The 23,200-nt window shown below is 65.7% G+C and carries 24 protein-coding genes and 1 tRNA gene; 12 read left to right on the top strand and 13 right to left on the bottom strand.

Going from position 1 to position 23,200, the window contains the following annotated elements; translation table 11 throughout:
* Positions 1-101 precede the first annotated feature (101 nt).
* The 3 genes from G9H71_RS02545 to G9H71_RS25420 are packed head-to-tail and all read right to left on the bottom strand — an operon-like array spanning position 102 to position 3,982.
* Positions 102-1,277 (bottom strand): PP_RS20740 family protein, encoded by a 1,176-nt coding sequence (locus tag G9H71_RS02545; protein WP_166277296.1) that lies wholly within the window; start codon positions 1,275-1,277, stop codon positions 102-104.
* Entirely contained in the window at positions 1,274-3,196 is a 1,923-nt protein-coding gene (locus G9H71_RS02550) for an ATP-binding protein (RefSeq protein ID WP_166277299.1), read from the bottom strand. The genes G9H71_RS02545 and G9H71_RS02550 overlap by 4 nt, the downstream gene beginning before the upstream one ends.
* Before the next feature lie 33 nt (positions 3,197-3,229).
* On the bottom strand, positions 3,230-3,982 hold the full coding sequence (locus G9H71_RS25420; protein WP_407939653.1) for a very short patch repair endonuclease: 753 nt from the start codon (positions 3,980-3,982) through the stop codon (positions 3,230-3,232).
* Here G9H71_RS25420 and G9H71_RS02560 point away from each other — a divergent pair.
* The gene (locus G9H71_RS02560) at positions 3,888-4,856 is read left to right on the top strand and encodes a DNA cytosine methyltransferase (protein WP_166278967.1); all 969 of its coding nucleotides are present in this window, start codon (positions 3,888-3,890) and stop codon (positions 4,854-4,856) included. The two genes, G9H71_RS25420 and G9H71_RS02560, sit on opposite strands and share 95 nt — an antisense overlap.
* On the opposite strand, the gene G9H71_RS02565 is transcribed toward G9H71_RS02560, so the two are convergent.
* On the bottom strand, positions 4,853-5,698 hold the full coding sequence (locus G9H71_RS02565) for an HNH endonuclease (RefSeq protein WP_166277305.1): 846 nt from the start codon (positions 5,696-5,698) through the stop codon (positions 4,853-4,855). The genes G9H71_RS02560 and G9H71_RS02565 overlap by 4 nt on opposite strands.
* A gap of 62 nt (positions 5,699-5,760) precedes the next feature.
* On the opposite strand from G9H71_RS02565, the gene G9H71_RS02570 reads away from it, so the two are divergent.
* Together G9H71_RS02570 and G9H71_RS25425 are read left to right on the top strand one after the other, a co-directional pair.
* Positions 5,761-6,735, top strand: a complete 975-nt coding sequence (locus tag G9H71_RS02570) for a NaeI family type II restriction endonuclease (RefSeq protein ID WP_331272698.1) — start codon at positions 5,761-5,763, stop codon at positions 6,733-6,735.
* A 389-nt stretch (positions 6,736-7,124) separates the two neighbouring features.
* Positions 7,125-8,015 (top strand): patatin-like phospholipase family protein, encoded by an 891-nt coding sequence (locus G9H71_RS25425; protein ID WP_407939668.1) that lies wholly within the window; start codon positions 7,125-7,127, stop codon positions 8,013-8,015.
* Positions 8,016-8,525: 510 nt separating this feature from the next.
* Here G9H71_RS25425 and G9H71_RS25430 read toward each other — a convergent pair.
* The 3 genes from G9H71_RS25430 to G9H71_RS02590 form a co-directional block, all read right to left on the bottom strand.
* A complete protein-coding gene (locus G9H71_RS25430; RefSeq protein WP_407939654.1) occupies positions 8,526-9,398 on the bottom strand; it encodes an alpha/beta fold hydrolase in 873 nt (290 codons plus the stop codon).
* A gap of 107 nt (positions 9,399-9,505) precedes the next feature.
* Entirely contained in the window at positions 9,506-10,660 is a 1,155-nt protein-coding gene (locus G9H71_RS02585; RefSeq protein ID WP_166277318.1) for a hypothetical protein, read from the bottom strand.
* A gap of 34 nt (positions 10,661-10,694) precedes the next feature.
* Positions 10,695-11,705: a class I SAM-dependent methyltransferase gene (locus G9H71_RS02590; RefSeq protein ID WP_166277321.1), complete on the bottom strand. Its 1,011-nt coding sequence runs from the start codon at positions 11,703-11,705 to the stop codon at positions 10,695-10,697.
* Positions 11,706-12,093: 388 nt separating this feature from the next.
* Here G9H71_RS02590 and G9H71_RS25435 point away from each other — a divergent pair, with 388 nt between their 5' ends.
* Positions 12,094-12,753, top strand: coding sequence for a lysophospholipid acyltransferase family protein (locus tag G9H71_RS25435; RefSeq protein ID WP_407939655.1), 660 nt, complete (start codon positions 12,094-12,096; stop codon positions 12,751-12,753).
* 226 nt (positions 12,754-12,979) lie between these two features.
* On the opposite strand, the gene G9H71_RS02595 is transcribed toward G9H71_RS25435, so the two are convergent.
* Positions 12,980-13,570, bottom strand: a complete 591-nt coding sequence (locus tag G9H71_RS02595; protein ID WP_166277324.1) for a hypothetical protein — start codon at positions 13,568-13,570, stop codon at positions 12,980-12,982.
* Between G9H71_RS02595 and G9H71_RS02600 the strand changes: the two genes are divergently transcribed.
* Both G9H71_RS02600 and G9H71_RS02605 read left to right on the top strand, forming a co-directional pair.
* Entirely contained in the window at positions 13,554-14,573 is a 1,020-nt protein-coding gene (locus G9H71_RS02600; RefSeq protein ID WP_166277328.1) for a hypothetical protein, read from the top strand. The two genes, G9H71_RS02595 and G9H71_RS02600, sit on opposite strands and share 17 nt — an antisense overlap.
* Positions 14,524-14,901 carry a hypothetical protein gene (locus G9H71_RS02605; RefSeq protein ID WP_166277331.1) on the top strand — a complete coding sequence of 126 codons (378 nt, stop codon included), beginning with the start codon at positions 14,524-14,526 and terminating at the stop codon, positions 14,899-14,901. Before G9H71_RS02600 ends, G9H71_RS02605 begins: the two co-directional genes overlap by 50 nt.
* Positions 14,902-15,077: 176 nt before the next feature.
* On the opposite strand, the gene G9H71_RS02610 is transcribed toward G9H71_RS02605, so the two are convergent.
* Positions 15,078-15,944, bottom strand: coding sequence for a hypothetical protein (locus tag G9H71_RS02610; protein ID WP_166277334.1), 867 nt, complete (start codon positions 15,942-15,944; stop codon positions 15,078-15,080).
* Between the two features lie 111 nt (positions 15,945-16,055).
* Here G9H71_RS02610 and G9H71_RS02615 point away from each other — a divergent pair, with 111 nt between their 5' ends.
* From G9H71_RS02615 to G9H71_RS02635, 6 genes are all read left to right on the top strand, one after another.
* A complete protein-coding gene (locus G9H71_RS02615) occupies positions 16,056-16,478 on the top strand; it encodes a hypothetical protein (protein WP_166277337.1) in 423 nt (140 codons plus the stop codon).
* 208 nt (positions 16,479-16,686) lie between these two features.
* Positions 16,687-17,418 carry a hypothetical protein gene (locus G9H71_RS02620; RefSeq protein ID WP_166277340.1) on the top strand — a complete coding sequence of 244 codons (732 nt, stop codon included), beginning with the start codon at positions 16,687-16,689 and terminating at the stop codon, positions 17,416-17,418.
* Positions 17,415-18,431 carry a nucleotidyl transferase AbiEii/AbiGii toxin family protein gene (locus G9H71_RS02625; RefSeq protein WP_166277343.1) on the top strand — a complete coding sequence of 339 codons (1,017 nt, stop codon included), beginning with the start codon at positions 17,415-17,417 and terminating at the stop codon, positions 18,429-18,431. The genes G9H71_RS02620 and G9H71_RS02625 overlap by 4 nt, the downstream gene beginning before the upstream one ends.
* A gap of 123 nt (positions 18,432-18,554) precedes the next feature.
* A complete protein-coding gene (locus G9H71_RS02630; RefSeq protein WP_166277346.1) occupies positions 18,555-19,085 on the top strand; it encodes a hypothetical protein in 531 nt (176 codons plus the stop codon).
* 206 nt (positions 19,086-19,291) lie between these two features.
* Positions 19,292-19,426, top strand: a complete 135-nt coding sequence (locus tag G9H71_RS24335) for a hypothetical protein (RefSeq protein ID WP_269204423.1) — start codon at positions 19,292-19,294, stop codon at positions 19,424-19,426.
* 60 nt (positions 19,427-19,486) lie between these two features.
* On the top strand, positions 19,487-21,172 hold the full coding sequence (locus G9H71_RS02635) for a recombinase family protein (RefSeq protein WP_166277349.1): 1,686 nt from the start codon (positions 19,487-19,489) through the stop codon (positions 21,170-21,172).
* On the opposite strand, the gene G9H71_RS02640 is transcribed toward G9H71_RS02635, so the two are convergent.
* The 4 genes from G9H71_RS02640 to nadD all read right to left on the bottom strand — a co-directional run bounded on the left by G9H71_RS02640 (position 21,164) and on the right by nadD (position 23,107).
* Positions 21,164-21,236: transfer RNA gene (locus G9H71_RS02640), tRNA-Ala, on the bottom strand. The two genes, G9H71_RS02635 and G9H71_RS02640, sit on opposite strands and share 9 nt — an antisense overlap.
* A gap of 73 nt (positions 21,237-21,309) precedes the next feature.
* Positions 21,310-21,963 (bottom strand): histidine phosphatase family protein, encoded by a 654-nt coding sequence (locus G9H71_RS02645; RefSeq protein ID WP_166277352.1) that lies wholly within the window; start codon positions 21,961-21,963, stop codon positions 21,310-21,312.
* Positions 21,960-22,406 carry a ribosome silencing factor gene (gene rsfS, locus G9H71_RS02650; RefSeq protein ID WP_166277354.1) on the bottom strand — a complete coding sequence of 149 codons (447 nt, stop codon included), beginning with the start codon at positions 22,404-22,406 and terminating at the stop codon, positions 21,960-21,962. Before rsfS ends, G9H71_RS02645 begins: the two co-directional genes overlap by 4 nt.
* Positions 22,407-22,519: 113 nt before the next feature.
* Positions 22,520-23,107 carry a nicotinate-nucleotide adenylyltransferase gene (nadD, locus tag G9H71_RS02655; RefSeq protein ID WP_166278969.1) on the bottom strand — a complete coding sequence of 196 codons (588 nt, stop codon included), beginning with the start codon at positions 23,105-23,107 and terminating at the stop codon, positions 22,520-22,522.
* Positions 23,108-23,200 lie beyond the last annotated feature (93 nt).

Consider the following 23,200-nt stretch of genomic DNA (forward strand, 5'->3'; position numbering starts at 1 on the left):
GCGGTAGCGCGAAAGCCGTGTTCGCCCGCAGAAGGGACAGGTTCCTCACCCGATGACACCGCACACTTTTCGATCACCGTTCACTCGAAAGGCAAGGTCACCTAGGAAGCCTGTGTCTCAGCCCATTTCATATAGGCCTCCCGGTCATATCTGGCCGCCACTAGAAGATCCGCCGCGTCCTGAATAAGACGCTCTCGAAGGTTCACGTCCTCCCTTACAACTCCATCGATATCACGGCCACCCGCCACGCGATCGATATATCTCTCCAAGGCGGCGCAAACATCAGCAGCTGGATTCCCGTCGACTTCTTCCTTCCTCAGCGGGTCCTTCAAGACGATGCCTTGTCGATCAAATCGGATCACCAAACTGGCCATGTCGATCGCTCCGCCTGTGGTGAAACTCGTGTAGTAGAAGCAAGACGTGACCTTAGGGCGGCTCTTTACAGTAGTATTCACCATGGTAAGGGAATAGATCCACTGAAGCATCGCGACGAGAGTCAGTATGCGGAAGTCCTTGGGTGAGCAAGTGGGAAAGCAACTAAGATCGAAAGGCTCGTCGCACACCTCAGCCAGCCGTTCACCCAGTGAATCACACTCGTCGAGCTTCCCGTTTAGTAGCGCAACCACTTCGTCCGCCGCGGGCGAGGCGGTGCCCCTGTCTACTTTGGTTGTTACGAGTAGCACCCACGGATTGGGGTTGGCAACTTGCAGGGCCAATAGCTCCCGGAGCGCGTTCGGGTACGACAAGGATGCAGCCGGGGCGTCCGTGTAGAAGTTGTCGGTCAGGTCCAAGTTCACGACGTCCACTGGTGCTAATGTCCGCACGGCGCGCCAAGCAGTTGTATTTTTTCTGGCAACGTGGCGAAGGTCGTCCGGCCGGATGCCAGACGTCAAGTGGACGAGGTGATGTGCTTTGAGCTCGGTCTCCGATACGTTCAGCTCGGTGGCATCGGGTCCGGCGGTCCCGGCGGCTGTGTCGAAGCCGATGAACTCAAGACCTCGGTCCGTGGGCTCGCACACAGTCTTGAGCAGGTGTCGAAGATCGAGCAGATCAATACCCGGCAGTCCAAGGTACTTGAGGCGGTCTGCCGAGTCCCTTCCCGCGAGGATTTCTGCAACCGCACGAGTCCATTGCTTCTCGCGGACGTATTGTTTCCTAGGGCGGTGCCAAGGCGAGAATGAGTCGCGCGGGGCCTTCTCCTGGCGTTCGTAACCGCCCTCCGGAAGATCCTCGAGCGGTTCAGGCAACCCAATGTCGTTCGTAGTCTCGTCGCTCATCCTTGAGCCTCCGGACGTACCGCGCGGGCAATGTACGACATCAATAGTTGAATCTCGCTCGCGCTTAGATCGTCGAGCATTTGAAAGGCCGAAAGCATCTGCGCGATGGCCGCCACCTGGGCTTCCGTTCGAACGGCCTTGGCCGATGAGCGCTGAGAGCCCAACACTTTCTGACGAGACAGAAGAATCTCGTCGGCTAGCCCGCCAGGTTCGCCAGGTTCACGCCTTATCCCGCTCGTCCACCTGACAGGCGGGATGGGAGTGTCGGCATCGGACCCTAAGACTTCGCTCCACAGCTCGTCGACAAGACGCTCGAGCTCGCCTTCAGTGTCTCGGGATGACTGCGCGCGCAACTCGCGGCGCAAGGCGTTGCCGTAACTTTTCTGGGTGCCTATGGAGCGGCTCAAAGCCATGTGGAGCCAATTCGTGAGCCTACCGACGTGCGGGTGTCCGAAGTTGTAGTTCTCGCGATCGATATTCAGGGCAGCTTCTAGACCCTGCACGACGAAGATCTCACAAGTGATTTGTCGCAGGCGTGTTGTCTCCGCTACTTGGTATTTGAAGAAGGTCTCATCGAAACCGGAGCCTGAGGCGCCGTGAATCCGCACCAGGGAACCGACTTCATCGGTAGGAACGATTTTCGGTACCCAAAGTAGGTACGCATAGAACTCCAGCGCACCGCCGCTTCGAGCCGGATCCGCGCCATTGAAGTCGTCCAGCAGGTGGCCGACGAACATCATAGGCGTCTTCACTTGATTTGACGTCTCAGGCAGGTCTTTGAACTTCAGAGGCCGCTTGAGCTCCAGCTCATCCAAGAACACGTGGAAATCACTGGCTACGCCTAAGCCGGCGGGCCATTCCCATCGTGTCGCGACCGGTAAATCGCTCTTGGCGCGGACCACGCTGTCCGGCCCTGACCCTACGAGGTCGTGCACTACCACGTTCTCCAGGACATCGTCGAACGGGTGTTGATGAACGTAGGGTAGCGGGGCTGCAAGGCTAAGCCTCCAGACCATCTGCAGATAGTAGTCAAGAAGGTCAGATATCTTTGGGTTTCGAGATGTTTCGCTCTCCGGGTAGGTGACGGCGTCCACGAATCGAGCAAATGCGACGTCGGGGCTATCATTCATTGCCCACGGCAGGCGAGGAGACCCTGCCGCGCCTGCCGCGAACTCATGCTCGGAACCCGGTTGAACTGCACCGACATGGTATTTCGGAGCGTCTTGGATACCTCGCCTGACACGAAGCCAAGTATCTGAGCTGCGAAGCATCTTCCTCGCCGTGGGCTTGAGCCCATTGAGGACGACCGTTGTGCCTTGGCTTGACGTGTCCTGAGCGGGCTCTCTCCAAACAGCGACAAGTCCGGCCTCGAACGGCTCGTCGCTATCCGGCCGCTGCTCGTTCTCCGAGTACTGTCGCAACGTAACGGAAACGACCGTTCGCCACGCCTCATCTTTGCGCTTGGTTATCACCTGGAAGCTCTGCGTCAGCTGACTGACGCTAAATAGCCCGATTCCGATCTTCCCAATCAGGCGTCGGCCGCCCGGGCTTAGGAATGCGCTCCCGGGTTTAGTGACCCCCAGCCCTGCCCCCGCTTCGGTGCGCTTTGCGCTACCTCCGATGTGCTCAATGAGATGAGCCACGGCGTCGGGTCCCATGCCATGGCCGTCATCGCTGACGGTAATCCGCTGGAATCTCGGCCTGTCGGTCGTTATAACCACGCGCTTGGCGTCGGCATCGTAGGAATTCGAAATAAGTTCACGAAAAGCGGAAGCCGGCTCGCTATAGATCCCGTCGGTCACCCGCGCTATCACTTGGGCGTCGGTCTTCAAGACAGTTTCCACGACAGAGCCGTCTTGCTCAGTCCTGCGGATTCGCTCTCCCAGTTCGAGCGATTCCGCGCCGGGTGCGGTTGTCACTTCCACCTACCTGTCGACGGGGGCGCGGCAAGGCTAGCGAACTGCGGCTGTTCGGTGGCGAGGATGAGCGAGTTCCGCGTACCGCTCCGCCAGCACGGCGGAGGTTCGCTCGACAACCTCAACAAGTGCCTCGTGCTCCCAGAAGCGGAGCACGAGCCAGCCGTGGGCTTGGAGCGTGCCTGTCACGAGCTCGTCGCGGTTCTGATTCCTGCGGAGCTTCGGGTTCCAGTACCACGTGTTCGTGGTTGGCGGACGCCCGTGCTCAGGGCAGGCGTGCCAGAAGCACCCGTCCACGAAGATCGCGACCTTGACGCGAGGGAAGACGACGTCAGGCCGTACCCGCAGGTCACCAAGGTCCAGGCGGTAGTCCACCCGGAACCGGTAGCCTGCGGCGTGTAGCGCCCGCCGTAGACCCTGCTCTGGTCTGGTGTCCCGGCGTCGATTCGCCTGCATGTTCCGCGAGCGGCCAGGGGACTGAGGCGCGGGGTACACCCCCCGTTCGTAAGCGCGCTGCCGTGCGCGAGCGCGGCGGTCAGCGCCAGACGACACGCTGTCGTTCACGGTCACGAAGGTCCTCGCACATGCTCGCGTCGTCTGGCAGGATGACGACGAGCGGACGAACACCTGTTCGACCCGCCGGCGTCTGTGGCGCATCAGACTGTACGACTGTGGGAGTGACAGCGTGTCCGAGTTGACCTGCCTAGAGATCTGTGCAGGCGCCGGCGGGCAAGCTCTGGGACTTGAACAGGCAGGATTCGGCCATGCTGCGGTCGTCGAGATCGACATGGACGCGTGCGAGACGCTGCGGTTGAACCGGCCCGAGTGGAACGTGGTCGAGAAGGACGTCCACCACTTCGACGGGAGGCCGTTCAAAGGCCAGGTCGACCTCGTTGCAGGTGGTGTACCCTGCCCCCCGTTTTCAATCGCTGGCAAGCAGCTCGGAGCCGACGATGAGCGCGACCTGTTTCCTCAGGCGCTGCGGCTTGTGCGCGAGATCGAACCCCAGGCGGTCATGCTCGAGAACGTCCGGGGTCTCTCGGGCCCCCGCTTCGATGGCTACCGCCAACAGGTGCTCGACGAGCTGACAGACCTCGGCTACCAGCACGACTGGAAGCTGCTGAACGCGTCGGACTACGGGGTGTCTCAGCTCCGGCCCCGGTTCATCCTGGTAGCGCTGCGTGCCGACGCCTTTCAGCACTTCTCCTGGCCCGAGCCGCAGCCCGCTCCCCCGACCGTTGGCGAGCTGCTGAAGGACCTGATGGGCGTCTACGGCTGGGCGGGGGCAGACGACTGGGCTCGCCGCGCGAGCGGGATCGCTCCTACCCTCGTCGGTGGCTCGCGCAAGCACGGAGGACCCGATCTTGGCCCAACGCGGGCACGGGCTGCATGGCTAGCCCTTGGCGTTAACGGCAAGATCGTGGGCAACGACGCGCCTGCGGCGGATGCGCCGCCAGACCACCTGCCTGCTCTGACGCTCCCGATGGTGTCCCGAGTGCAGGGGTTTCCTGACGACTGGCGCCTCTACGGTAAGAAGACCGCCGCGTATCGGCAAGTCGGTAATGCTTTCCCGCCGCCAGTCGCAAAGGCCGTCGGACAGCAGATTCGTCAGGCTCTCGAGGCCGCCCGAATTGGCAATGGCGAGCTACGGGCGGCGGTCTAGCCTCTGCGCTTTGCTTTGCGGAGAGCCTCCTCGTCCTTGATGGCCTGCGGGATGTTCGCCGGCCACGGAGCGGACTTGGTGAGTCGGTAGTAGGACCAAACTCTGACGCCCTCTTGCCCCGTCTTCTGCACTTCATAGTCCCAGCCGAGGAAGCGTAGGTCACGTAAGCGCCTCTGCCAGTCCTCCTGGTACTCCTTTGCGCTGGCGACGACCCCCAGCACGTCAGACCGAATCCACTTCGGATGAACCGTGCGCAGCAGTTCTCCGATCCGGCGTTGCGGCTCGTCGTATGTCACAGCGACGCGGATGGCGTCGGCGTGCGCCGCAAACGTCTCAAGATACTGCCACCGGCCGACGGCGCACTCCTCGCAGAGCGCGTGCAGATTCTCTATGTTCGCGGAACCGCCCCATGAGATCGGCAGCATCCTCTCAACCGACAAGACGACTCCGTGATCGTCGGGAGTACGGCCGCACTGAGAACACCGCTTCGACTCGAGAACCTGCGCCCTGACGCGCAAGCTGATCGGCTGTACGTCAAGTGCATCAGTCTGCGTCGTCCGAGGCCGCTGAGCCCAACCAACGAGTGCGACGGTGCTTTCACTCGCTTGAGGGTCGCCCCTCCACTCCAGGCGAAACACACGCTCAAGATCTTCGAGCAGATTCTCCAGCGGGGGCTGCCCGTCGACCGCGTTGCGATGCCACAGGTCGAGCTGCGCGCGGCTGAGACGTCCTGTGGAGCACTCCCGTCGGTGCAGAGACTTGTAAAGCAAGCGCGCCTCATCACGCGCCAGTAACTCGCGCAGCTCGGAGCTCCCGGGCGCGGGCAGCGGGTGGCCTGCCATGCTGCCGACGGTAGCCGGCCATGATCTCCCCGTTAGGTCCGACACACTACGGGGAGCGGCAAGTGCAGCTGGGGACGCACCAGAGTCTGGGTGGAGACGGCGACGACGAGTTGGAGTCCGTCATCTCGGCGCTGTACGAGCTCGACCGGGGCGGCGGCCGCTTCGCGACCGTGCTGCGAGACACGCTCGACCAGCTCTACGACGGGCAGCACACGGGTCGTTGGAACTTCCACCAGCTGCACCGGACCGAGAAGACCCATATGGGCACGTTGGTCGAGATCAACCTGCACCGTGCCTTCAACTTCGATGATGGAGACGCCACCGACTACCGGATCGCGGGCGTCGAGGTGGACTGCAAGTACTCGATGACAGGACAGTGGATGCTGCCCCCGGAGGTCATCGGGCACCTGGCACTTGTAGTTACGGCTGTCGACGAGCAGGCGAGCTGGCGGGCGGGCTTGGTACGCGTCACGCCGGAGCGGATGAACCGCGGCACGAATCGTGATGTAAAGGGCACTCTCTCCGCTGAGGGGCGGTCGCACATCCGCTGGCTCTGGGGTGGCCAACGCCAGCTTCCACCGAACCTCTTCCTCACGCTGGACCCGACAGTGCGCCAGCGCATCTTCGCCGCCAAGTCGAAGCGCGGCTCGCAACACGGGCAGGCCCGCGTCAATGAGTTGTTCCGGTCAGTCCAGCGCCGGATCGTCCGCCGCGCTGAGCTCGCTACCGTTGCGCAGCAGGACGACTTCATGAAGCGCGCTCGCGGCAACGGCGGCGCTCGCGACCGGCTCCGACCCGAGGGCATCGTCGTGCTAGGACATCAGGACAACGATCCGCTAGTCGCTGAGGCACTCGGTCTGCCGAGACCGAGTAAGGGCGAACTGGTTTCAGCCCGGGTCGTACCAGGAAGCTGGCATCCCCAGCAGCGGTACGCGCTAATCGAGGGAACCTCGTGGACGCTCGCCGCGCCCGCCGATCCGGTACGCGAAGCGCCTGTGGTGCCCCGTACGCAGCGCACCACCGGCGATACCGCATGACGTCGTAGGCCACGGAACGAGAAGCAATGTGAGAGAGTGCTTGCCATGTCCAACATGTTCACGGTCGTGGCAATCGTCGATGACGACTCCGGAGTGAACGGAGGGGGCGGGATCTGCGTCGCCCAGTTTCCCACGCCTCTAGGCAGCCGGGCGATGAGTCGTTCGTTGTGACTGCGCTTCAGGCCCGAAGACCACCACCGACGCCACCGGCGTGGACCCGCATCGGAGTCCTTGACCTCAGCCCCGGGGCCATCGCAACCGCGGAGCGTTCCAGACCCACAGTCGTGACTTGAGCGCAAGTTGCGTCCGGAGATAGAGAGGCCCCAGGCAATCTATTGGATGTCGACCCGATCCCGCCGAGCCTAGCTGGCGGCCACGATGCACAACCTGTGGCGAATCGCCGGACCCACGAACTGCGCGACATCTTGCACGCACGCATCGCCGGAAGGACTGATCATCACAGACTTGCGCTCGCCGTCCCGGGTGGCGCGATGCGCGGGATTGTCACTGCCGGAATGCTACTCGCGCTGCGAGATGCCGGAGCGCTACGCGTGTTCGACAGTGTCTACGGTGTCTCCTCGGGCGCAATCAACGTTGTTCGCGTCGCAACCGGCGGCGCGTGGGATGATCTCAAAGGCTATCTAGACTTTGCACGGCGGCCCTTCTCCACGAGTAGCCTGATTTCACTCGTAGAGGGTCTCCGGTTCACTGACGAGTCTCTAGCTGTCTTACCATATTCACTGAACGTTGTCGTGACAGACGTTGACGGGATCTTGCCCGTCTGGTGGGATACGCGCGGCAGACACGCTACCGACGTCCGTCAACTATTGTGCGCTTCGTGCTGGCTTCCCATCCTCGCACCCCACCCATTCGAATACGCGAATAAGCGGTACGCTGACGGCGCATTGCTGTTGACGCACCCGGCCGAGGCGGCTCAAGCCGACGGGGCGACTCACGTACTGGCCCTTCTGTCGGGCGCTGAAGTACCTGCACGACCCCACGTCCTGTCATTCGGACGACGCGTCCTCGCTCGGGGGCTTGACCTGTGGGCTCCGGAACTCGGCTCTGCGTACCTGCGGAGCCGCGGCTCGTTCCAGCACAACACGGGAACGGCAACAGAATCTGGCGCCGCACCTCACATCGACTTCCTGTCCCCGACTAGCGACGGAATCCGCGTCACGTATTGGACTCGTGATCCGGCAGCACTCCTAGCCGGCGCTGAGGCCGGCTACAGCGCGGTCACCTCCATGCTGAAGGCAAGACCAGAGGGGGCGAAGTGAACAGTCCGGGCGCATCGGCATCGGCTATTCTGATGGTCGCGGCGGTGACTGGAACAGAAGGAACAGCTTGCTATATCGCCAGCGGCCCATCGGAGGCATCCGTACTTGAGGCGTTGGCAGTCGAGGTCCCACCGGACTCTCGTCTTGAGGTACACGCCCTCGTGTCGAATCCCAAGGTCACCGACGAGATTGGTCCCATGAGCGACGGAAGCATCGTCATCAATCCGGGACCGGAGCGACAGGTAGTGATCGCAAAACTAGATGATCACACCAAGCAACGAGCGACAATCCACCCGTTCGCAGAAATTGTGTGGGGCAGGTGGCCCTCACGATCAGCCTTCCTTGCGTTCGTCCTTTCACAGGACACGTGGGCTTTCGCTGCAGGGCTAGGAGACCGAGAAGCTGCTTTTCGGGAAGTCAGTCACGGCCTGCTCCTCGTGAACGACAACAGCGGCGTATGGGTGATTGACTTGCCTAAAGCGCGTAACATCCATTAGCATGGACCTTGTTTCAGTGTGGGCCAGAGACGCGTAGCCCGTCTATAGCCTCGCCAACCAGGCCAGCAACGACCGCCGCGGTCTCAACGGGTGCCACGTGCCCTATTCCTGAAATGCTTCGCAGGTGAGCGTCGGGCAACATTGAGGCCATGATCCGGGTGTCCGCCTCGTTGCTCATGGGATCGAGCTCTCCTACGACGAAGATGGCGTGAGCTTCAATCAAGTGCGCGTACGCGCGGAACTCTTGCCAATGGTGACGATTCGTCCAAAGAGCGCGCAGCACGTCCGTGCTCCCTCCGTGCTCAATAAGAGAAGCACGTTGCTTCTGCGACGCCACGGTGTCCTCGCTCGCCAGCTTACCTAGTAGTAACCGAGTCAAGCGAGGGGACGACGCTATAACACGCTTTACGCCTGGGGGTGTCGGGGACCCGGCGAGGGCGAAAAGGCGAATGGCGTTGAGACACCTAATCGGTTCGTGACTCATCTCTACCACTGGTCGATCCAGGAAGCGCGCGACCGTGGTGAGACCCCCGTTTAGCAGGATCGCCGTCTGTACCCTATCGGGTAGCAGCCGACATAGCGCGAAGGCTACGAAAGCCCCAACCGAGTGAGCAACGACAACCGCAGAGGAGTACGAGCGGGAGTCCAACTCCGCTTTCATCCTGGCGGCAAGTTCTGTTACCGTTGGCTGCTTGCCATCGAAAGCAGGATGTGGGCGAATAGGTGCACCGTAGGCGATAGAAAGCTCCCTGCTCGCCAAGCGTTCCACGACGGGGTCCCATTGACTATTGTTCCCCGTCAATCCGGGTAGGAACAGCACGAGAGGCGCGTTCGGCCCGCCCTCACGCACCATGCGAATCGTGGGCGCCTCCGGCATCGGTTTCATCCTTCCACTTCGATTAACGAACTAATAATACCAATAGTACTGTAATGGGCACTTTGCCGCAAGGGCGTAATCGTGCACGTGTAGCGCGGCCTAAACTCACTTTCCCCTCACTTTAGGAGAGCTGACACCAACGCGAGCAAGGTGGGTAGCAGCAGATAAATTGTGATGACGCTCAAGGCGCTGCGGAGGCGGAATGGGATGGAGGGAGCCGCCCAAACGCGCGTGACCTGCTTCTCCAGTTCGTCCCCGGTAGACGAGTTGGCGAGCATCCGGACGAAGTGCTTCTTCTCCAGCAGCGCGCCGCCGATCGCGACGGATGTCGGGTATAGGACCGTCAGCACGTTTGTGGCCACTACTACGAGGAGCATGAACACAGTTAGAACGTTGAAGGGCAGCCACACGACGAGGATCCCCATCATCATAAAGAAGTCGAGTGTAGTTGCAACGTACGTCCATTGCATGAAGTACCTGAGGTCGCGCAAGCCGTGGTAACCGTCGGTGTTGAGTTCCAAGTTGGGGGCAACTCCGAAGCCTCGCTTCAAGGCTCGCCCCGCGAACACCGCAAAAATAATGCCCATCGCAAGTTGCTTCGTTACGTGGTAGGTGAGATACGTCCCGATTACGACGACAGCAGTCGACAGCGCCCTGTTCGACTGGTCGTTCGCCCACCAGCCATTGTATGCCACCTTCCGCCAATCATCGTCGGTCAAGCGCGACGGATTCCAGCTACTAAGTAGGCCATACTTGTCTATGTTGTTCTTGAAGATGACGGCGTTCCAACAGGACATCATCAGTATGCCCAGGGAGACCCAGCGAGACCCAACAAAGGAGAACGCTCGGTTGGTCTTTCTTACCAGCTGGTTCAGCTTAGCAAGATCAAGAGAACTAACGCGGTACTGCATATTGCGTTCGTTCATCTCGTTGAACTTGTTGATGCCGACTACTTGTTGTGCGCACAACAACGGGACCGATAGGGCTGTCAGGATCAGCACTATCCCAACCGGATCGAGAAACAGAGGAAGCCGTACGCTCTTAGGCTTGCCGGGATTGTCGCCGAAGAGGGCGAAGGCCCACGGGTGCTCACTTGCTCCTAGCAAGTCTCCGCTCGCAGCAGTCCAGATAATCAAACCAAGGAGCAGGGCCGTCGAGTAGATGATTATGAGAACCTTCGGCTGGAACGAGCGAAGGATGTGAGTGGCAAAGACCGAGCCATCTCGGCCGTAGAGTCCAGCTATCTGCTGGGGCAGCAGCGGATCGATCATGGCTCCCCCCGGAGGCTACTTCTATTGGCCTTGCTCAAGGCCGCTGGATCAGGACTTGTGCGAGGTCAGCCACGCCGGTGTCGAATCGATACTTCGCACCTTCCAGGTACATCCTCCAAGCTCGAACGGTCGGCTCCCCTGCTAGCCGTACACACTCTTTCCAGTTCATCTCGAGGTTCTTACGCCAGTGCGACAGTGTACGCGCATAGTGCTCGCCGAAGGTCTCTACGTGGAGCACCCTCATGCCAGCCCGTTCGATATCTCGTATCTGCTCGCTCAAGCTGAAGACGTGGCCGTTAGGGAAGATGAACCGCTCGGTGAACCCGTTTCGTCGGAACTTTTCACTACCGGTGCGACGCACAATGGACTGGTTCAGGAATAGTCCTCGCGGCGGCAGCGTCTGCCGTACTAGTTCGAAGAACTGCAGAGAGTTTCGCCGACCGACGTGCTCGTACATTCCAATGCTTGTACCGCATGTCACCCCCTCCAGCGGCAAAACCCGACGGTAGTCGCCGAACAGGATTCGGGCGGACTCACTGTCTAGTGAACCCTGCAGGTGCCTGTACTGGGTAGCCGATGCCGTTACGCCAGAGCTGGAGCAGTCCACCGTACGTGACACATATTCGAGGAATCCGCCCCAACCGCACCCCAGGTCTAGGACGTGAGAAGACGCGTCCAGCTCCAGCTTGGCGGCGACCAAAGAGTGCTTAAAGTCCTGCGCCTGCTCAAGCGACGCGTCTTCCGTGGGGAATATTGCGCAGGAGTATGTCATTGATGCGCCGAGGACCCGCCGATAGAACTCCGGCGACATACCGTAGTGAAAGTCTAGTTCACTCGCATCAGCCTCAATTGAGTGAGTCCCAGGGCGAGCTGACTTATATTCATTTGGAGCCGCGCCTGTCGCTCTCAAAACCCCGAGTCCCTCAGCCTTAACCACGTGCGTGGCGGTTGACACGAGGGCCACTGCTAGCCGCGGGGACCTAAGCACGTGTTCCCTTGGCATAAGCAGGGAGATATCGCCATGGATATCGATGCTGCCGGTCACCCAGGCGCGCGCAAGGCCCAGTCCTCTAGGCGCACGCACCACCTGTAGTACAGCCTCCGGAGATTTCAGCTCAATTTCTAAAGGCGCTGCGTCTGGTCCGACCCAATCGCAGTCAAAAGATCGTACCCGCGCCTCGGGGAGGAGACGGGCAATCTCCTCGACTAGCCCCCTGGTTGAACTATTGCCCATCACGTAGACCCTCCCCGCGCCATTCGCACCACGTGTGATGGAGGACCGTAGCTGAACATGCTGCGCGCCACAAGGAGCGGATACCGTCGGCTATGCTGCTGGTTCGTTCGTATGTCGCGAAGCACGGCAGCAGGACCGAGGGACCTAACCAGCCCCGTCTTGACAGCGGATGCTAGGGCACGGGGGGCAGGTACGGGGCATGAGATCACTGGCTGACTACGTCGCGTATGATCCGCGTTACTCATCGTCTGCACGGCACCGGCGACGTCCACCCCAGGTTGCAGGCCGCGGACCAGTAGTCCGGCTCATAGCGAGCCTTATCATTCTCGGTGTCAAGACCCGCTTCCGCCTGAAGTGGTCTGGCGAACTGCCCGCGTCCGCTTTCATCGCCGTCTCACGTCACGACAGCTACTGGGACGGGGTCGTTGCTTGCGTATTGGATCCGCGCATTATGCCGGTGGTGAGCCGCTTCTGGAGGCGGGTGCCCTTTGTTGGATGGTTCCTCCGCAGCTATGGGGCCATATGGACTAAGGACCAAGCCGTGGCCAATGCGATCGACGCTGTCTTCGCGGGACGATGTCCTTGGATAGCGCCGTTCGGATTTGAGCGGCGTACGCCTCGGTCAAGCCCCTCGCCTGGAGCAGTACAAATAGCTCGCGGAGCTGACTGCCCCTTGCTAGTGATCCAAATGAAGCGTATCCCGGCGACTCCGAGGAGGCTGCTGGGCCGTCCTGAGCTTCACGTAACTGCGTCTGAGCCCTTCCGGCTCTCTGCTGATGAGCCTCTCCGTACGTTAACGATTCGCCTTGACGTCCTTCGGGGCGACGTTTCTGCTAATGATGGCTTGTTTGACTACTAGCGAGCCTCGATCTGGAGCTTCCGTCGCTAGGACCCAAACGAACGCGACGCCGGAGCGCGGGAAGACCCAGCCGTCGAACTGGACGCTGACGCTCTGCCCCGGCACGCTCTGTGAGGTCTGCGAGACGCGCGTCCGCTGGCTGCTGGCGATGAAGTCCAGGACGTTCACGTAGGCGACGTCGCAGTCGCTGTAGTCCAGGTCGACGGTCAGCCCGCGGGTCGGTTGGTCAACGCGTAGCTGCAGCAGGTGCCCGTGGGCCGAGGTCAGTGTCGGCGACCTTGACCGGCTCCCCCGCCTCTAGCGTCTGCCGGGGCAAGCTGACGCTGTACGTCTGGCTGCCGGCCTTGGCGCTGCGCCGGATTGGCCTGGGTTGTCCGTCGACGATGAACTCCACGAGCTCGAAGGTCTCGGGGGCGCCGGCGTCGAGACCGGACTCGGGCTTGACGAACCAGGCGGAGGTGGCGGCGGTGTCCTGGTCGAGGTCGCGGTACTCGTCCCAGTCGGACAGGCAGGCGAAGCGCCGCGTGGCGTAGGTCGGCACGACGGTGAACTCCCAGCGCACCGTGGTGACGAAGACCGGCACGGCGGCGGGCAGGTCAGGCTGCGTGAGCCGGATGGACGTGCGGGCGTCGTGCAGGCGCTCAGGCATGCCGATGGCCTGCTGGCGGATGTCCCGGTAGATCTCGTCGGCGAAGCTGGCGTCCCCGAGTCGGAGGGCCAGGCCGTCGGTGACGATCTTGTCGAGCGTCTCCGGCGTCGCCACCCGGGCGAGATCGGCCGGCTCGAAGGCGAAGCCGTCGATGACGGCGTCCCGCATGGCCGGGGTTGCGTCGGCCAAGACTCGCTTGAGCCGCTCGGTGTCGCGAGCTTCACTGTCCCGGCTGAAGCTCGAAGGACGGGTCGACCGGTTGTTCGACCAAGCTCAGCTAACGGCCGCCTTCCGGCAGACGGTCGAGGAGTTCCTCCGCGACGAGCTGAGCCGCGCCCTCGCCGAGATCCGTAAGCAAGCTGACGACATTCAGCGCGAGACCCAACGCCTGGAGGACGAGCGGCGCAAGCTACTGCAGCTGGTCTACGCCGACGCGATCCCGCTCGACCTCGTTAAGTCCGAGCAGCAGCGCATCGGGAAGGCCCTCGAAGCGCTGGCCGCCAGGCGAAAGACCGTCGTCCAACAGGTCGGAACGGCCGAAGACAACCTCGCTCGGGCGCTCGATCTCGTGCGCGACTGCGCCGAGGCCTACCGCGCGGCCACGCCGCTGATGCAGCGGCTCTTCGTGCAGGCCTTCTTCACGACGATCCTCGTCGGCGAGGACGGTCAGGTACTGGGTCAGCTCAGCGAGCCCTTCGGGCTGATCCTCAACGACGACGTGCGCGATACAGCCGTCGTCAGGGTGTCGCCCGTGGAGGTCCAAGGCGGGTCGCAGGGTCCTCGCGTGCAGGCGCACGTCCCCCGCGTCGATGAGGTCGACTTCGCGGTGTGGGAGGCGATCTGGAACGACAACAGCCACGAGGCAAGCCTCGTGGCTGTCGGTACCTGTCCTCGTGAGGGTCAGGGTTTGAACAACGACTATTTGGTGGAGTGGGAGAAACGGCTTGCGAACGCCGCGGCCGCACCTCCGCCTGGAGTGTCGGCCCCTGTCGGTGAGCGAGTACGTGCTCGGGCGTCGCGTCCAGCGGCGGCTCACTGTGCGTCCCCGAGCCGCTGTGGCAGCTGTGCTCATGGCGGCTCGCTCACTGGCAGCAGACGGGGGCACGTTCACGGTGCCCCAGATGCAGGACCAGCTCGAGCTCGCCGGCTGGAGCCGCTACACAGTCCCTGAGGTCCTGCAGGAGCTGGCGCGGGCTGGTGGTCTGGTCCGGGTTCGTCGCGGGCAGTACCGGCTACCTGCCGAGACGGAGTCGACGACGCAGTCAGCGCCAGCTGGCGCCCAGGCGCATGTGCTGCAGGCGCTGCGGGACATGGCGCTGACGGGGAATGCGACGCCGACCGCGCGCGAGGTTGGCGGCGTCCTGACGTCCTCTGGCCGCGTCTACACCGCGCGCACGGTGCGCCTGGCGCTCCTCGAGCTGCGGACAGGTCCGGATGCCGCTGTCCAGCTGATGGCGGACGGCCGGCGCTACCGGCTCGTGCCCGCCCAGCGGTCGTAGCCGTTGCGGCCTGATCTGTAGCGCGGCCGGCTGCGGGCGACGAAGGGTGAAGACGACGCCGCCCCCTCCGAGAGCTCGAAGGGGGCGGCGTGGTTCTACGTGTCTGGTCAGGCCTGCCCGGGGTGGGCGGGCCCCAGGGGAGTGTGGCTTCGCCGCGTGCACGCCCCCGACTTGACCTACACAGCCCACAGCAGGTCGTTCTGCGCCTCGAGGCTGCCGTCGGGCGCCTTGAGCGCCGGGTGCAGCGCGATGATCGACGAGGCGTGCTGGAGCTCGAACCTGTCAATGAGGCAGCTCCAGCCGGGCGCGGGCTGGTCACCGGGCTGGACATCCCAGACCGGCTGCCCGCCGTCCAAGCCCGCGATGAACTGCGAGTACTCGCGTGTTTCCTCCAGCGAGGCGAAGCTGGGAGCGGTCTCGCAGTCGACGGTCACGCCGAGGGTGGCGAGCATCAGGATCTGGTGACCCACGAGCTGGGCGGGGAAGCCGCCTGGGAAGTAGTCCTCGTGCCGGGTGCCGCACGCGGCGTCGAGGGCGACCGGGTCGAGCGTGCGCAGGGAACGCAGCGCGCGGCCGAGGGAGCGCCGGCTCAAGCCGATGTCGAGGTGGTCGGCGTCGTCGATGCACACGACGACCGGAGCGGCTTCGGCGAGCGGGACACCTGCGGCCGCTGCCTCGGTACACGCGCTCTGCACCGTGCGGTACACGGCGTCTGCGAGCTCGGCCAGCGTCGTCGCCGAGGCGAGGCGCAGCCGGTCGCTCGCGCCTGCAGCCAGGCGCTCCGCGGCGTCACGCACCGCGTTGTGACCGGAGACGTCGTCGGTGGACAGCATGAGCACGGTGGCGTGAGGCCGCGCCTCTGCGGTCGAGGCCGCTGCGGCTGCCGCCCGAATGCCCAGGTGCGTGGTCTTGCCGACCCCGACCCGCCCGATGATCAGCTGCGACCAACCTGGCTCCATCGGCGTGACCATGTCCTCGTCGAGCTGGGTGAAGCCGGTTGGAACGGGGAACAGCGGGAGGCGCGTGAGGGTGGTGGCGAGCACGGTGGGCTCCTTCGGTCAGTTGTTCTGTCCCCTCCACTGCTCCGCGCGGTCATGACACGGGCAACGCCGCCCTGGCTCTGGGACCGCATGCCGCGAGCTAGGGTCCGTGCAATGACCGTGACCGTGCCGGGCGTCGCGGACGTCCACCTGCGTCTGCGCGCCGACGTTCCACACACGCAGGCGCTCGTAGTGCTCTGGGCGGAGAGGAAGTTGACCTTCGCGGTCACCTCTGCGAACGGTGACGTTCTCGCACTGCCTGGTTGGTTCGATGCGGAAAGCAGCACCCCGACTCCACGTCCCCTCGACGAGCACCGCTGGGACGAGGAGCGCTTCACGCCGGTGCAGGCTGTGCATTACACGAACGGGCCATGGCTCGCCGGGGAACTCGGGTCACGGCTCTCGCCGACCTACATCCCCGCGGTCCACGCCGACGAGCTACTCCGGGAGTATCCGGCAGCAGCGGTCGCGTCGGCGGATCTCGCGCGAGCGGCCGTCGCCCGCGTGGTGGCCTACGTGCCCGTCGTGCGGACCTAGCGTCCCGCGCTGCGAGGCCGGCTCACCGTAGGACTCCGGTGGCTCCTGCATCCGGCCCCCAGGTACAGGCCTACGGTCAGGGCATGCCGACACACCCTGACTGGAGTGGGTGCCCTTGACGTGCACCACCCACAGCAGCTTCTCGTCGCCGCATGCGTGCGCGCACCGGCAGCTTCGCGTACCGTGATGCTGGACTCGGGGAGGCAGGATGTCGCAGCTCAAGACGGCGGGGCGGAAGGCAGCGGCTGGCCGCGCCCGCAGTGCGACGCGCACGCTCTCCGCACGGGACGCTGTGCTCGCCAGCAAGAACCGGTTCTGGCGACCAGGCGACCTGGCCGGAGCGAACTCGACGGTGCACCACCTGCTCTCGGGCTTGGCTTCCCAGGGCGAGCTCAGACGTGTCCGGCGCGGGCTCTACTGGCGCGGAACGCGCACCCCGCTGGGGATGAGCCCGCCTCCCGTGGATGCGCTGGTCGACGCGTTGGCCGGGCACGAGGGCGTCGGCCCCGCAGGGCTCTCGGCCGCGAACCTGCTGCGCCTCTCGACGCAGGTGCCCCGCGCCGCTCAGGTCGCCGTCCCAGCCCGTCCCCCCGGCGGTGTCGGTCCGGTGACGTTCGTGTCGAGAGCCCGCAGGACCGCACGGCGCACCCAGCGGCTCCAACCGGCCGAGGTGGCTCTGCTGGAGACGCTGGGCGATTGGGACAGGGTGGTGGAGCTGGCACCCGAGGACGCCAGGCGCCGCCTGGTCGAACTCATCCGCGATCGCGCTGTCCGTCCGGACAAGCTGGTGAAGGCCTCCAGGACTGAGCCTGCCGCGGTGCGGGCTCGGCTGGCAGCCGCTCTCGAGGACGCCGGTGAGCATGCGCTGGCCACGCAGGTCCCGAAGGTCGACCCTCGAAGCAGGGCGGCACGGGCCGTGCCGGCGCGCGGGGAAGCATGAGCGCGCCGGCGACCGCTGGGCAGCGACCGCGGTGGCGGGAGGAGGATCCGGAGACCTTCCGGGCCACCCTCGCCGCCGCGGCCGAGCAGCTCGGCATCCAGCCGCTGGCCGTGCAGAAGGACTACTGGGTCTGCGAGGCGCTGCGCGCCATCGAGGCGGACAAGCCCGACGCGGTCATCTTCAAGGGCGGGACCAGCTTGGAGAAGCTACGCATCATCCAACGGTTCTCCGAGGACCTCGACCTGCTCGTCGTCGGCTCGTTCGGCCGTGAGGCAGCGACGAAGACCGCGATGAGGCAGATGATCGGCGCCGCGCACGCTGCGGTCGGAGGCGCTCCGCCCTCTGGGCTCAAGAGCGGCGGCACGCTCGGCAACCTGCACCGCCATGCCTACCTGCACCCGCCGCTGGACGCGCCCAGCGAAGCGGCCACAGGGATCGCCGACCCCGGTGCTGTCCTGCTTGAGCTCGGGCAGTCCGGCGGCCGGCACCCGTCCAGCCGCCAGCCCGTGACCTCACTGCTCACGCGCCAGCTGCAGGAGGCCGGGGGCTTCGACGTCGACGCGTACGCCGACCTGGTCCCGTTCACGGTGCAGGTGCTGCACCCGGGCCGGACCCTGCTAGAGAAGCTCCTTCGCGTGAACAACTTCATCGTGCACACGGATGACCCTCGCCACGGGTGGCCACGGATCGGGCGCCAGTTCTACGACATCTGGGCCCTGCTGGCGCAGCAGGACGTGCTCGCGTTCCTGGCGGACCGGCAGGCCACTGCGGAAGTGCTCGACGACATCTACCGCGTCTCAGCAGACTTCGGCGGCGACGAGCCGGTTCCCGCAGGCGGGTTCGCGGCTAGCCCAGCCTTCGACCCTGCCGGCCGCTTCGCCGACCGTCTGCGGGCCGAGCACGACGCCGCAATGAGGGACCTGTACTACGGGTCGGAGCCCAGGGTGCCTTACTACGAGGTGCTGGCTCGGGTCGCTCAGCACGCTGACCTGCTGGACGTGCGGCCGGCCTAGCCACGGCACCTCAGCGCGCGCCGTCCTCACCTTCGGCAGTCTGGGGCACGCAGCGCCCGGTGACTGCAGGACACCCAGAGGCGGGCACGGTGCCGTCATGACCCAGCGCCCCACGCCGCGTCCGTGCTGACCGCGACCCGTCCCCTCGCGGACCTGTGCAAGCTCGACGAGCTCACGCGCCGCCGACTCGGTCGCCAGATCGAGGCCCGCCTCGGCCCGATCCCGCTGCTCGACCTGCACCTGGACGTGTTCGACCCCCGCGGCACCCGGTATGCCGAGCTCGCGCTCCCCGCCTGGGACAGCGCGATCCCAGACGCCTTCTTCGGCTTGGTCCGGCACGTCGTCCGCACCCAGCTGTCCGTGCCCAGCGAGGCGCCGGACCCGGACGTCGAGACCTGGCTCGCCGCCGGCCGACCCGCTGACCCCCACCTCGGGGCCGCCTGGGACCAGCTCGCCGAGCAGCGCTACGCCGGGGCGACCGCCAGCGGCCCGCACCGGCTGGCCAGCCGGGACGACGGTAGTGGTCCCCGCGTCGCGCGGATGGACCGGATCGTGCGCGCGTGGCCCGCGGATCAGCTGTTCGTCTTCGCGGTGACCTACGGTGCAGTCGAGCGGCTCGCTGAGCAGAACGCGCTGCCGCCCTGCTTCCCCTGACCACAGTTCACCCGCCCGGGTGACGCGGTTCGCCCGGCATGCCGCTCTTGTCCGGTGGCAGGTGACTGCCACATGCCCGGCAGCAGGCACCTGGCCTCGCCGTGCCCGCCTCAACCGAACATCACCAGCCCCCGCCCACAACCACCATCAGCCGCCGCGCCCTCCGCCGGCGGCCGATGGCATTGCAGGAGCCGACTGACGCGCCGATGACCTGGGAGCAGCACACCGCCGCCGTCCGCGCACTCGCGGCGCTGCTCACCCACGAGCTGTCATCCATAGACCACGAGTCGACCCCGCTGGCCGAGCGACAGGCCAGCGACTACGAAGACCAGGCGGCCTGACCCTGGCACCCTGACCCGAGCGTTCGCTTCCCTCACCACCGCCGCCAGAAGGACTCTGCCTTGGCTCCTCGCTTCCCGTCCGGCACCACCGACCGCCCGGCAACCAGCGCACCCCTCCCCCGCCGCGTCCCCGGACGTAAGGCCAAGCAGCCCAGGTCCGCGACGGCTGGCGACCAGACCCAGCCGAAGGTCATCCGCGTCGCCTTCTACCGGCGCGCATCGACCGAGGAAGCCAACCAGCCCTTCTCCCTCGACGCCCAGAAGCTCAAGCTCGAGAGCTTCGTCCCGCTGCGCGACGGATGGGTCCAGGTCGCCGACTACGTCGAGCGCGCCAGCGGCAAGGACATCGCCGGGCGCCCCGAGATGCGCAAGCTGCTCACCCACGCAGCGCAGGACAAGTTCGACCTCGTCCTCGTCGCCCGCGTCGACCGCTGGTCCCGCAGCCTTGCCGACCTGCTCGACACCGTCGACCTGCTCAAAGAGGACGGCGTCGACTTCGCCTCGGCCACGGAGGAGTTCGAGACCCGCACCGCGATGGGCAACCTCATCCTCGCCATGCTCGGCAGCTTCGCCCAGTTCGAGCGCAGCATGATCATCGACCGCATCACCCGCGGCATCCACGCCAAGGTCCACCGCGGCATCCCGCTCACCCGCCGTGTCGGCTACGGACTCCGCGTCGACGCCGACCACGTCATCGAGGCCGACCCCGACACCATCGGGGTCGTCCGGCGCATCTTCGACGAGTACGTGCACGGCGCCAGAGGCACCCGCGCCATTGCCCGCGGGCTGGATGAGGACGGCATCACCGGCCCCGGCACCAAGGGGTGGTCCCCCGAAGCCGTCGCCCGCGTGCTCGGCAACGCGAGCTTCATCGGCTACGTCCCCTACGGTGACCAGTGGCTCGATGGCCAGCACGACGCCATCATCGACCCCGACCTCTTCCGTGCCGCGGAGGGGCTGCGTGCCAAGCGAGCCGAGCCGTCGGCGGCGGCCTCGGCGAGCCGCGACTTCCCCTTCAGCGGGACCGTCCGGTGCGGCCGGTGCGGCGGCGCCTACGTCGGCACTAGCGGCACCGGCAGCAACGGTAGGAAGCACCGCTACTACAGCTGCGTCACCGCGCGACGTCGCGGCGCCGCAGCCTGCGGCGGCCCGAACCTGCCCGCCGGCGAGTTCGAGGAGCTCATGGTCGAGGCCATCCTCGCCAGCTACAGCGACACCGACGTCTTCAGCGACGCCCTCACCGCGCATCGCGAGCGACGCGACGACCGGCAAGGGCCTGCCAGCGAGGAGCTCGCGGCCGTACGCGCCTCCCTGGCCGCCAAGCAGCGCACCCGTCAGCGCTACCAGGACGACTACGAGGCGGGCCGGCTCAGCGCCGAGCGGTACGAGTCACGCGCTGCCGAGCTCGACGACGAGCTCACCGGGCTCACCAGCCGCACCGCGGCCCTCGAGCTCGAGCTCGCCGGCAACGAGCTTCCTGTCCTGCCCACGCCCGCCGAGCTCGCAGCCTGGCGCGAAGCCCTCGCGCATGCAGTGCGCACCGGCCCCGTGGCCCTGCGCAAGGAACTGTTCAGCGCCCTGGTGGAGTCCGTCACGGTTCACGACAGCGACGACATCCGGCCGGCGCTCCGGCTCTACCACCCCGACGACGCCCCGGCACTGCCCACTGACAAGGGCGCAGGTGAAAGCCTGGACATGGCAAACAACGGCGTGCAGTTCGCACGCCGTCGTCCTAGGTGGAGCTGAGGGGACTCGAACCCCTGACCCCCTCCATGCCATGGAGGTGCGCTACCAGCTGCGCCACAGCCCCGCACCGCGTTTGCGGCTGGATCAGCATACAGGCACTGCAGACCGTGCTGCCCTGGCCCCCTAGGGCGACCGGGCTACCCCTCCTCGGTCAACACAGGCTCGGGCAGCGATCCGGCGTTGTGCTCCAGCAGGCGCCACAGCCCCGGGCCGCGCTCGCCGTCCTCACTGAGCACCGACCAGTTGCAGTTGGACAGGCCGCCGAGCGAGCCCCAGACCTCTTGCGGCAGGCCGATCAGCCGGGCCAGCGCCGTACGCGCCGCTCCCCCGTGCGTGACCGCCACGACGGTCTCCCCCGGGCCGACGTGGGCCACGGCCTTGTCCAGGGCTTCCACGGCCCGCGCAGCGACCTCCAGACGGCTCTCGCCGCCGCCGGGGCGCACGTCGGCCTCACCGCGGTGCCAGGCGGCCCACTCGTCCGGGAACCGCTCGGCGATCTCGGTGGCCGTCAGGCCCTGCCAGACGCCCGCGTTGGTCTCGCGCAGCCCCGGGTCGGTCGTGACCTCGAGCCCGGTGACGGCCGCGAGCGCCGCCGCGGTGTCGGCCGCGCGCTGCAGGTCCGACGCGACGATCAGCGCGGGCTGCAGGGAGGCGAGCATGCGGGCGGCGCGCCGGGCCTGGTCGACGCCGACCTCGTCGAGGGGTACGTCGGTCTGCCCCTGGAAGCGCAGCTGGGCGTTCCACACCGTCCGCCCGTGCCGCCACAGGATCAGCCTGCGGCGGGCGCTCACGCCTCGGCCAGCCCGTCACCGGTCGTCGGCGCGTCCGGCCCGGACGCCGCTGCGCCGTCCGTGGCGCCCGAGCGCCCCTGCCGCGCCTCCGCGGGCAGCTGGATCGACGGGCAGTCCCGCCAGAGCCGCTCGAGCGCGTAGTAGACGCGGTCCTCGGCGTGCTGCACGTGCACGATGATGTCGACGTAGTCGAGCAGCACCCATCGGCCTTCGCGCTCGCCCTCACGGCGGGCGGGCTTCGCGTCCAGGTCGCGCAGCTTCTCCTCGACGGCGTCGACGATCGCGCGGACCTGGCGGTCGTTCGAACCGGACGCGAGGACGAACGCGTCCGTGATGACGAGCTGGTCGCTAACATCGACCGCGACGACGTCGTCGGCGAGCTTGTCGGCGGCCGCGACGGCAGCGGCACGGGCGAGCTCGATCGCTCTCTCACTGGCGGGCAAGGGGCTCCTCGGGGTGCTCGGAGGCGCCGGCGGGCGCCGGCGTACGCACTCCAGCGTGCCACCTGCCGCGAGCTGCTCGGCGCAGGCCCGACGCGCGGCCCTGCCCGGGCAGGTCAGGCCTGCGGCGGCAGGCAGCCGGCGGAGGTGTAGAGCCGGTGCTTCGCGATGTACTGCACCACCCCGTCGGGCACGAGGTACCAGACCGGCTCGCCCCGGCAGACCCGCGCCCGGCAGTCGGTCGAGGAGATCGCCAGCGCCGGGATCTCCAGCATCGACACCCGGTCCTCGGGCAGGCCCTCGACCGTCAGCCGGTGGCCGGGCCGCGTCACACCCACGAACGTCGCCAGCTGGAACAGCTCGTCGGCGTCCTTCCAGGACAGGATCTGGGCCAGCGCGTCCGCGCCGGTGATGAAGAACAGCTCGGCGCCGGGCCGCTGCGCCGACAGGTCGCGCAGGGTGTCGATCGTGTAGGTCACGCCCGGCCGGTCGATGTCGACCCGGCTGACGGTGAAGCCGGGGTTGGAGGCCGTCGCGACGACCGTCATCAGGTAGCGGTGCTCGGCCGGTGTCACGGTCTGGTGGGTTTTCTGCCAGGGTGTGCCTGTCGGCACGAACACGACCTCGTCCAGCCCGAAACGCGACTTCACCTCGCTCGCCGCGACGAGGTGGCCGTGGTGCACGGGATCGAAGGTCCCGCCCATGACGCCGATGCGCTCGCCCACGTCCCGCCCTTCCCTGGCCGGCCCGGGCCGCACCCCGCGGTGCGCTCAAGCCCCTGCGACGACCTGCCGACA

Origin of the sequence: Motilibacter deserti (genome assembly GCF_011250635.1) — a bacterium.
GTDB lineage: Bacteria > Actinomycetota > Actinomycetes > Motilibacterales > Motilibacteraceae > Motilibacter_A > Motilibacter_A deserti.

Coding starts and splice junctions, on each gene's coding strand:
- G9H71_RS02625 (WP_166277343.1), top strand. CDS start 17,415: ATGAGCGCGCCGGCGACCGCTGGGCAGCGACCGCGGTGGCGGGAGGAG.
- G9H71_RS24335 (WP_269204423.1), top strand. CDS start 19,292: ATGACCTGGGAGCAGCACACCGCCGCCGTCCGCGCACTCGCGGCGCTG.
- G9H71_RS02595 (WP_166277324.1), bottom strand. CDS start 13,570: ATGCGGGACGCCGTCATCGACGGCTTCGCCTTCGAGCCGGCCGATCTC.
- G9H71_RS25435 (WP_407939655.1), top strand. CDS start 12,094: ATGAGATCACTGGCTGACTACGTCGCGTATGATCCGCGTTACTCATCG.
- G9H71_RS02600 (WP_166277328.1), top strand. CDS start 13,554: ATGACGGCGTCCCGCATGGCCGGGGTTGCGTCGGCCAAGACTCGCTTG.
- G9H71_RS02620 (WP_166277340.1), top strand. CDS start 16,687: ATGTCGCAGCTCAAGACGGCGGGGCGGAAGGCAGCGGCTGGCCGCGCC.
- G9H71_RS02565 (WP_166277305.1), bottom strand. CDS start 5,698: ATGGCAGGCCACCCGCTGCCCGCGCCCGGGAGCTCCGAGCTGCGCGAG.
- nadD (WP_166278969.1), bottom strand. CDS start 23,107: ATGGGCGGGACCTTCGATCCCGTGCACCACGGCCACCTCGTCGCGGCG.
- G9H71_RS02615 (WP_166277337.1), top strand. CDS start 16,056: ATGACCGTGACCGTGCCGGGCGTCGCGGACGTCCACCTGCGTCTGCGC.
- G9H71_RS25420 (WP_407939653.1), bottom strand. CDS start 3,982: ATGTCGATCTCGACGACCGCAGCATGGCCGAATCCTGCCTGTTCAAGT.
- G9H71_RS02605 (WP_166277331.1), top strand. CDS start 14,524: ATGCAGGACCAGCTCGAGCTCGCCGGCTGGAGCCGCTACACAGTCCCT.
- G9H71_RS25430 (WP_407939654.1), bottom strand. CDS start 9,398: ATGAAACCGATGCCGGAGGCGCCCACGATTCGCATGGTGCGTGAGGGC.
- G9H71_RS02545 (WP_166277296.1), bottom strand. CDS start 1,277: ATGAGCGACGAGACTACGAACGACATTGGGTTGCCTGAACCGCTCGAG.
- G9H71_RS02585 (WP_166277318.1), bottom strand. CDS start 10,660: ATGATCGATCCGCTGCTGCCCCAGCAGATAGCTGGACTCTACGGCCGA.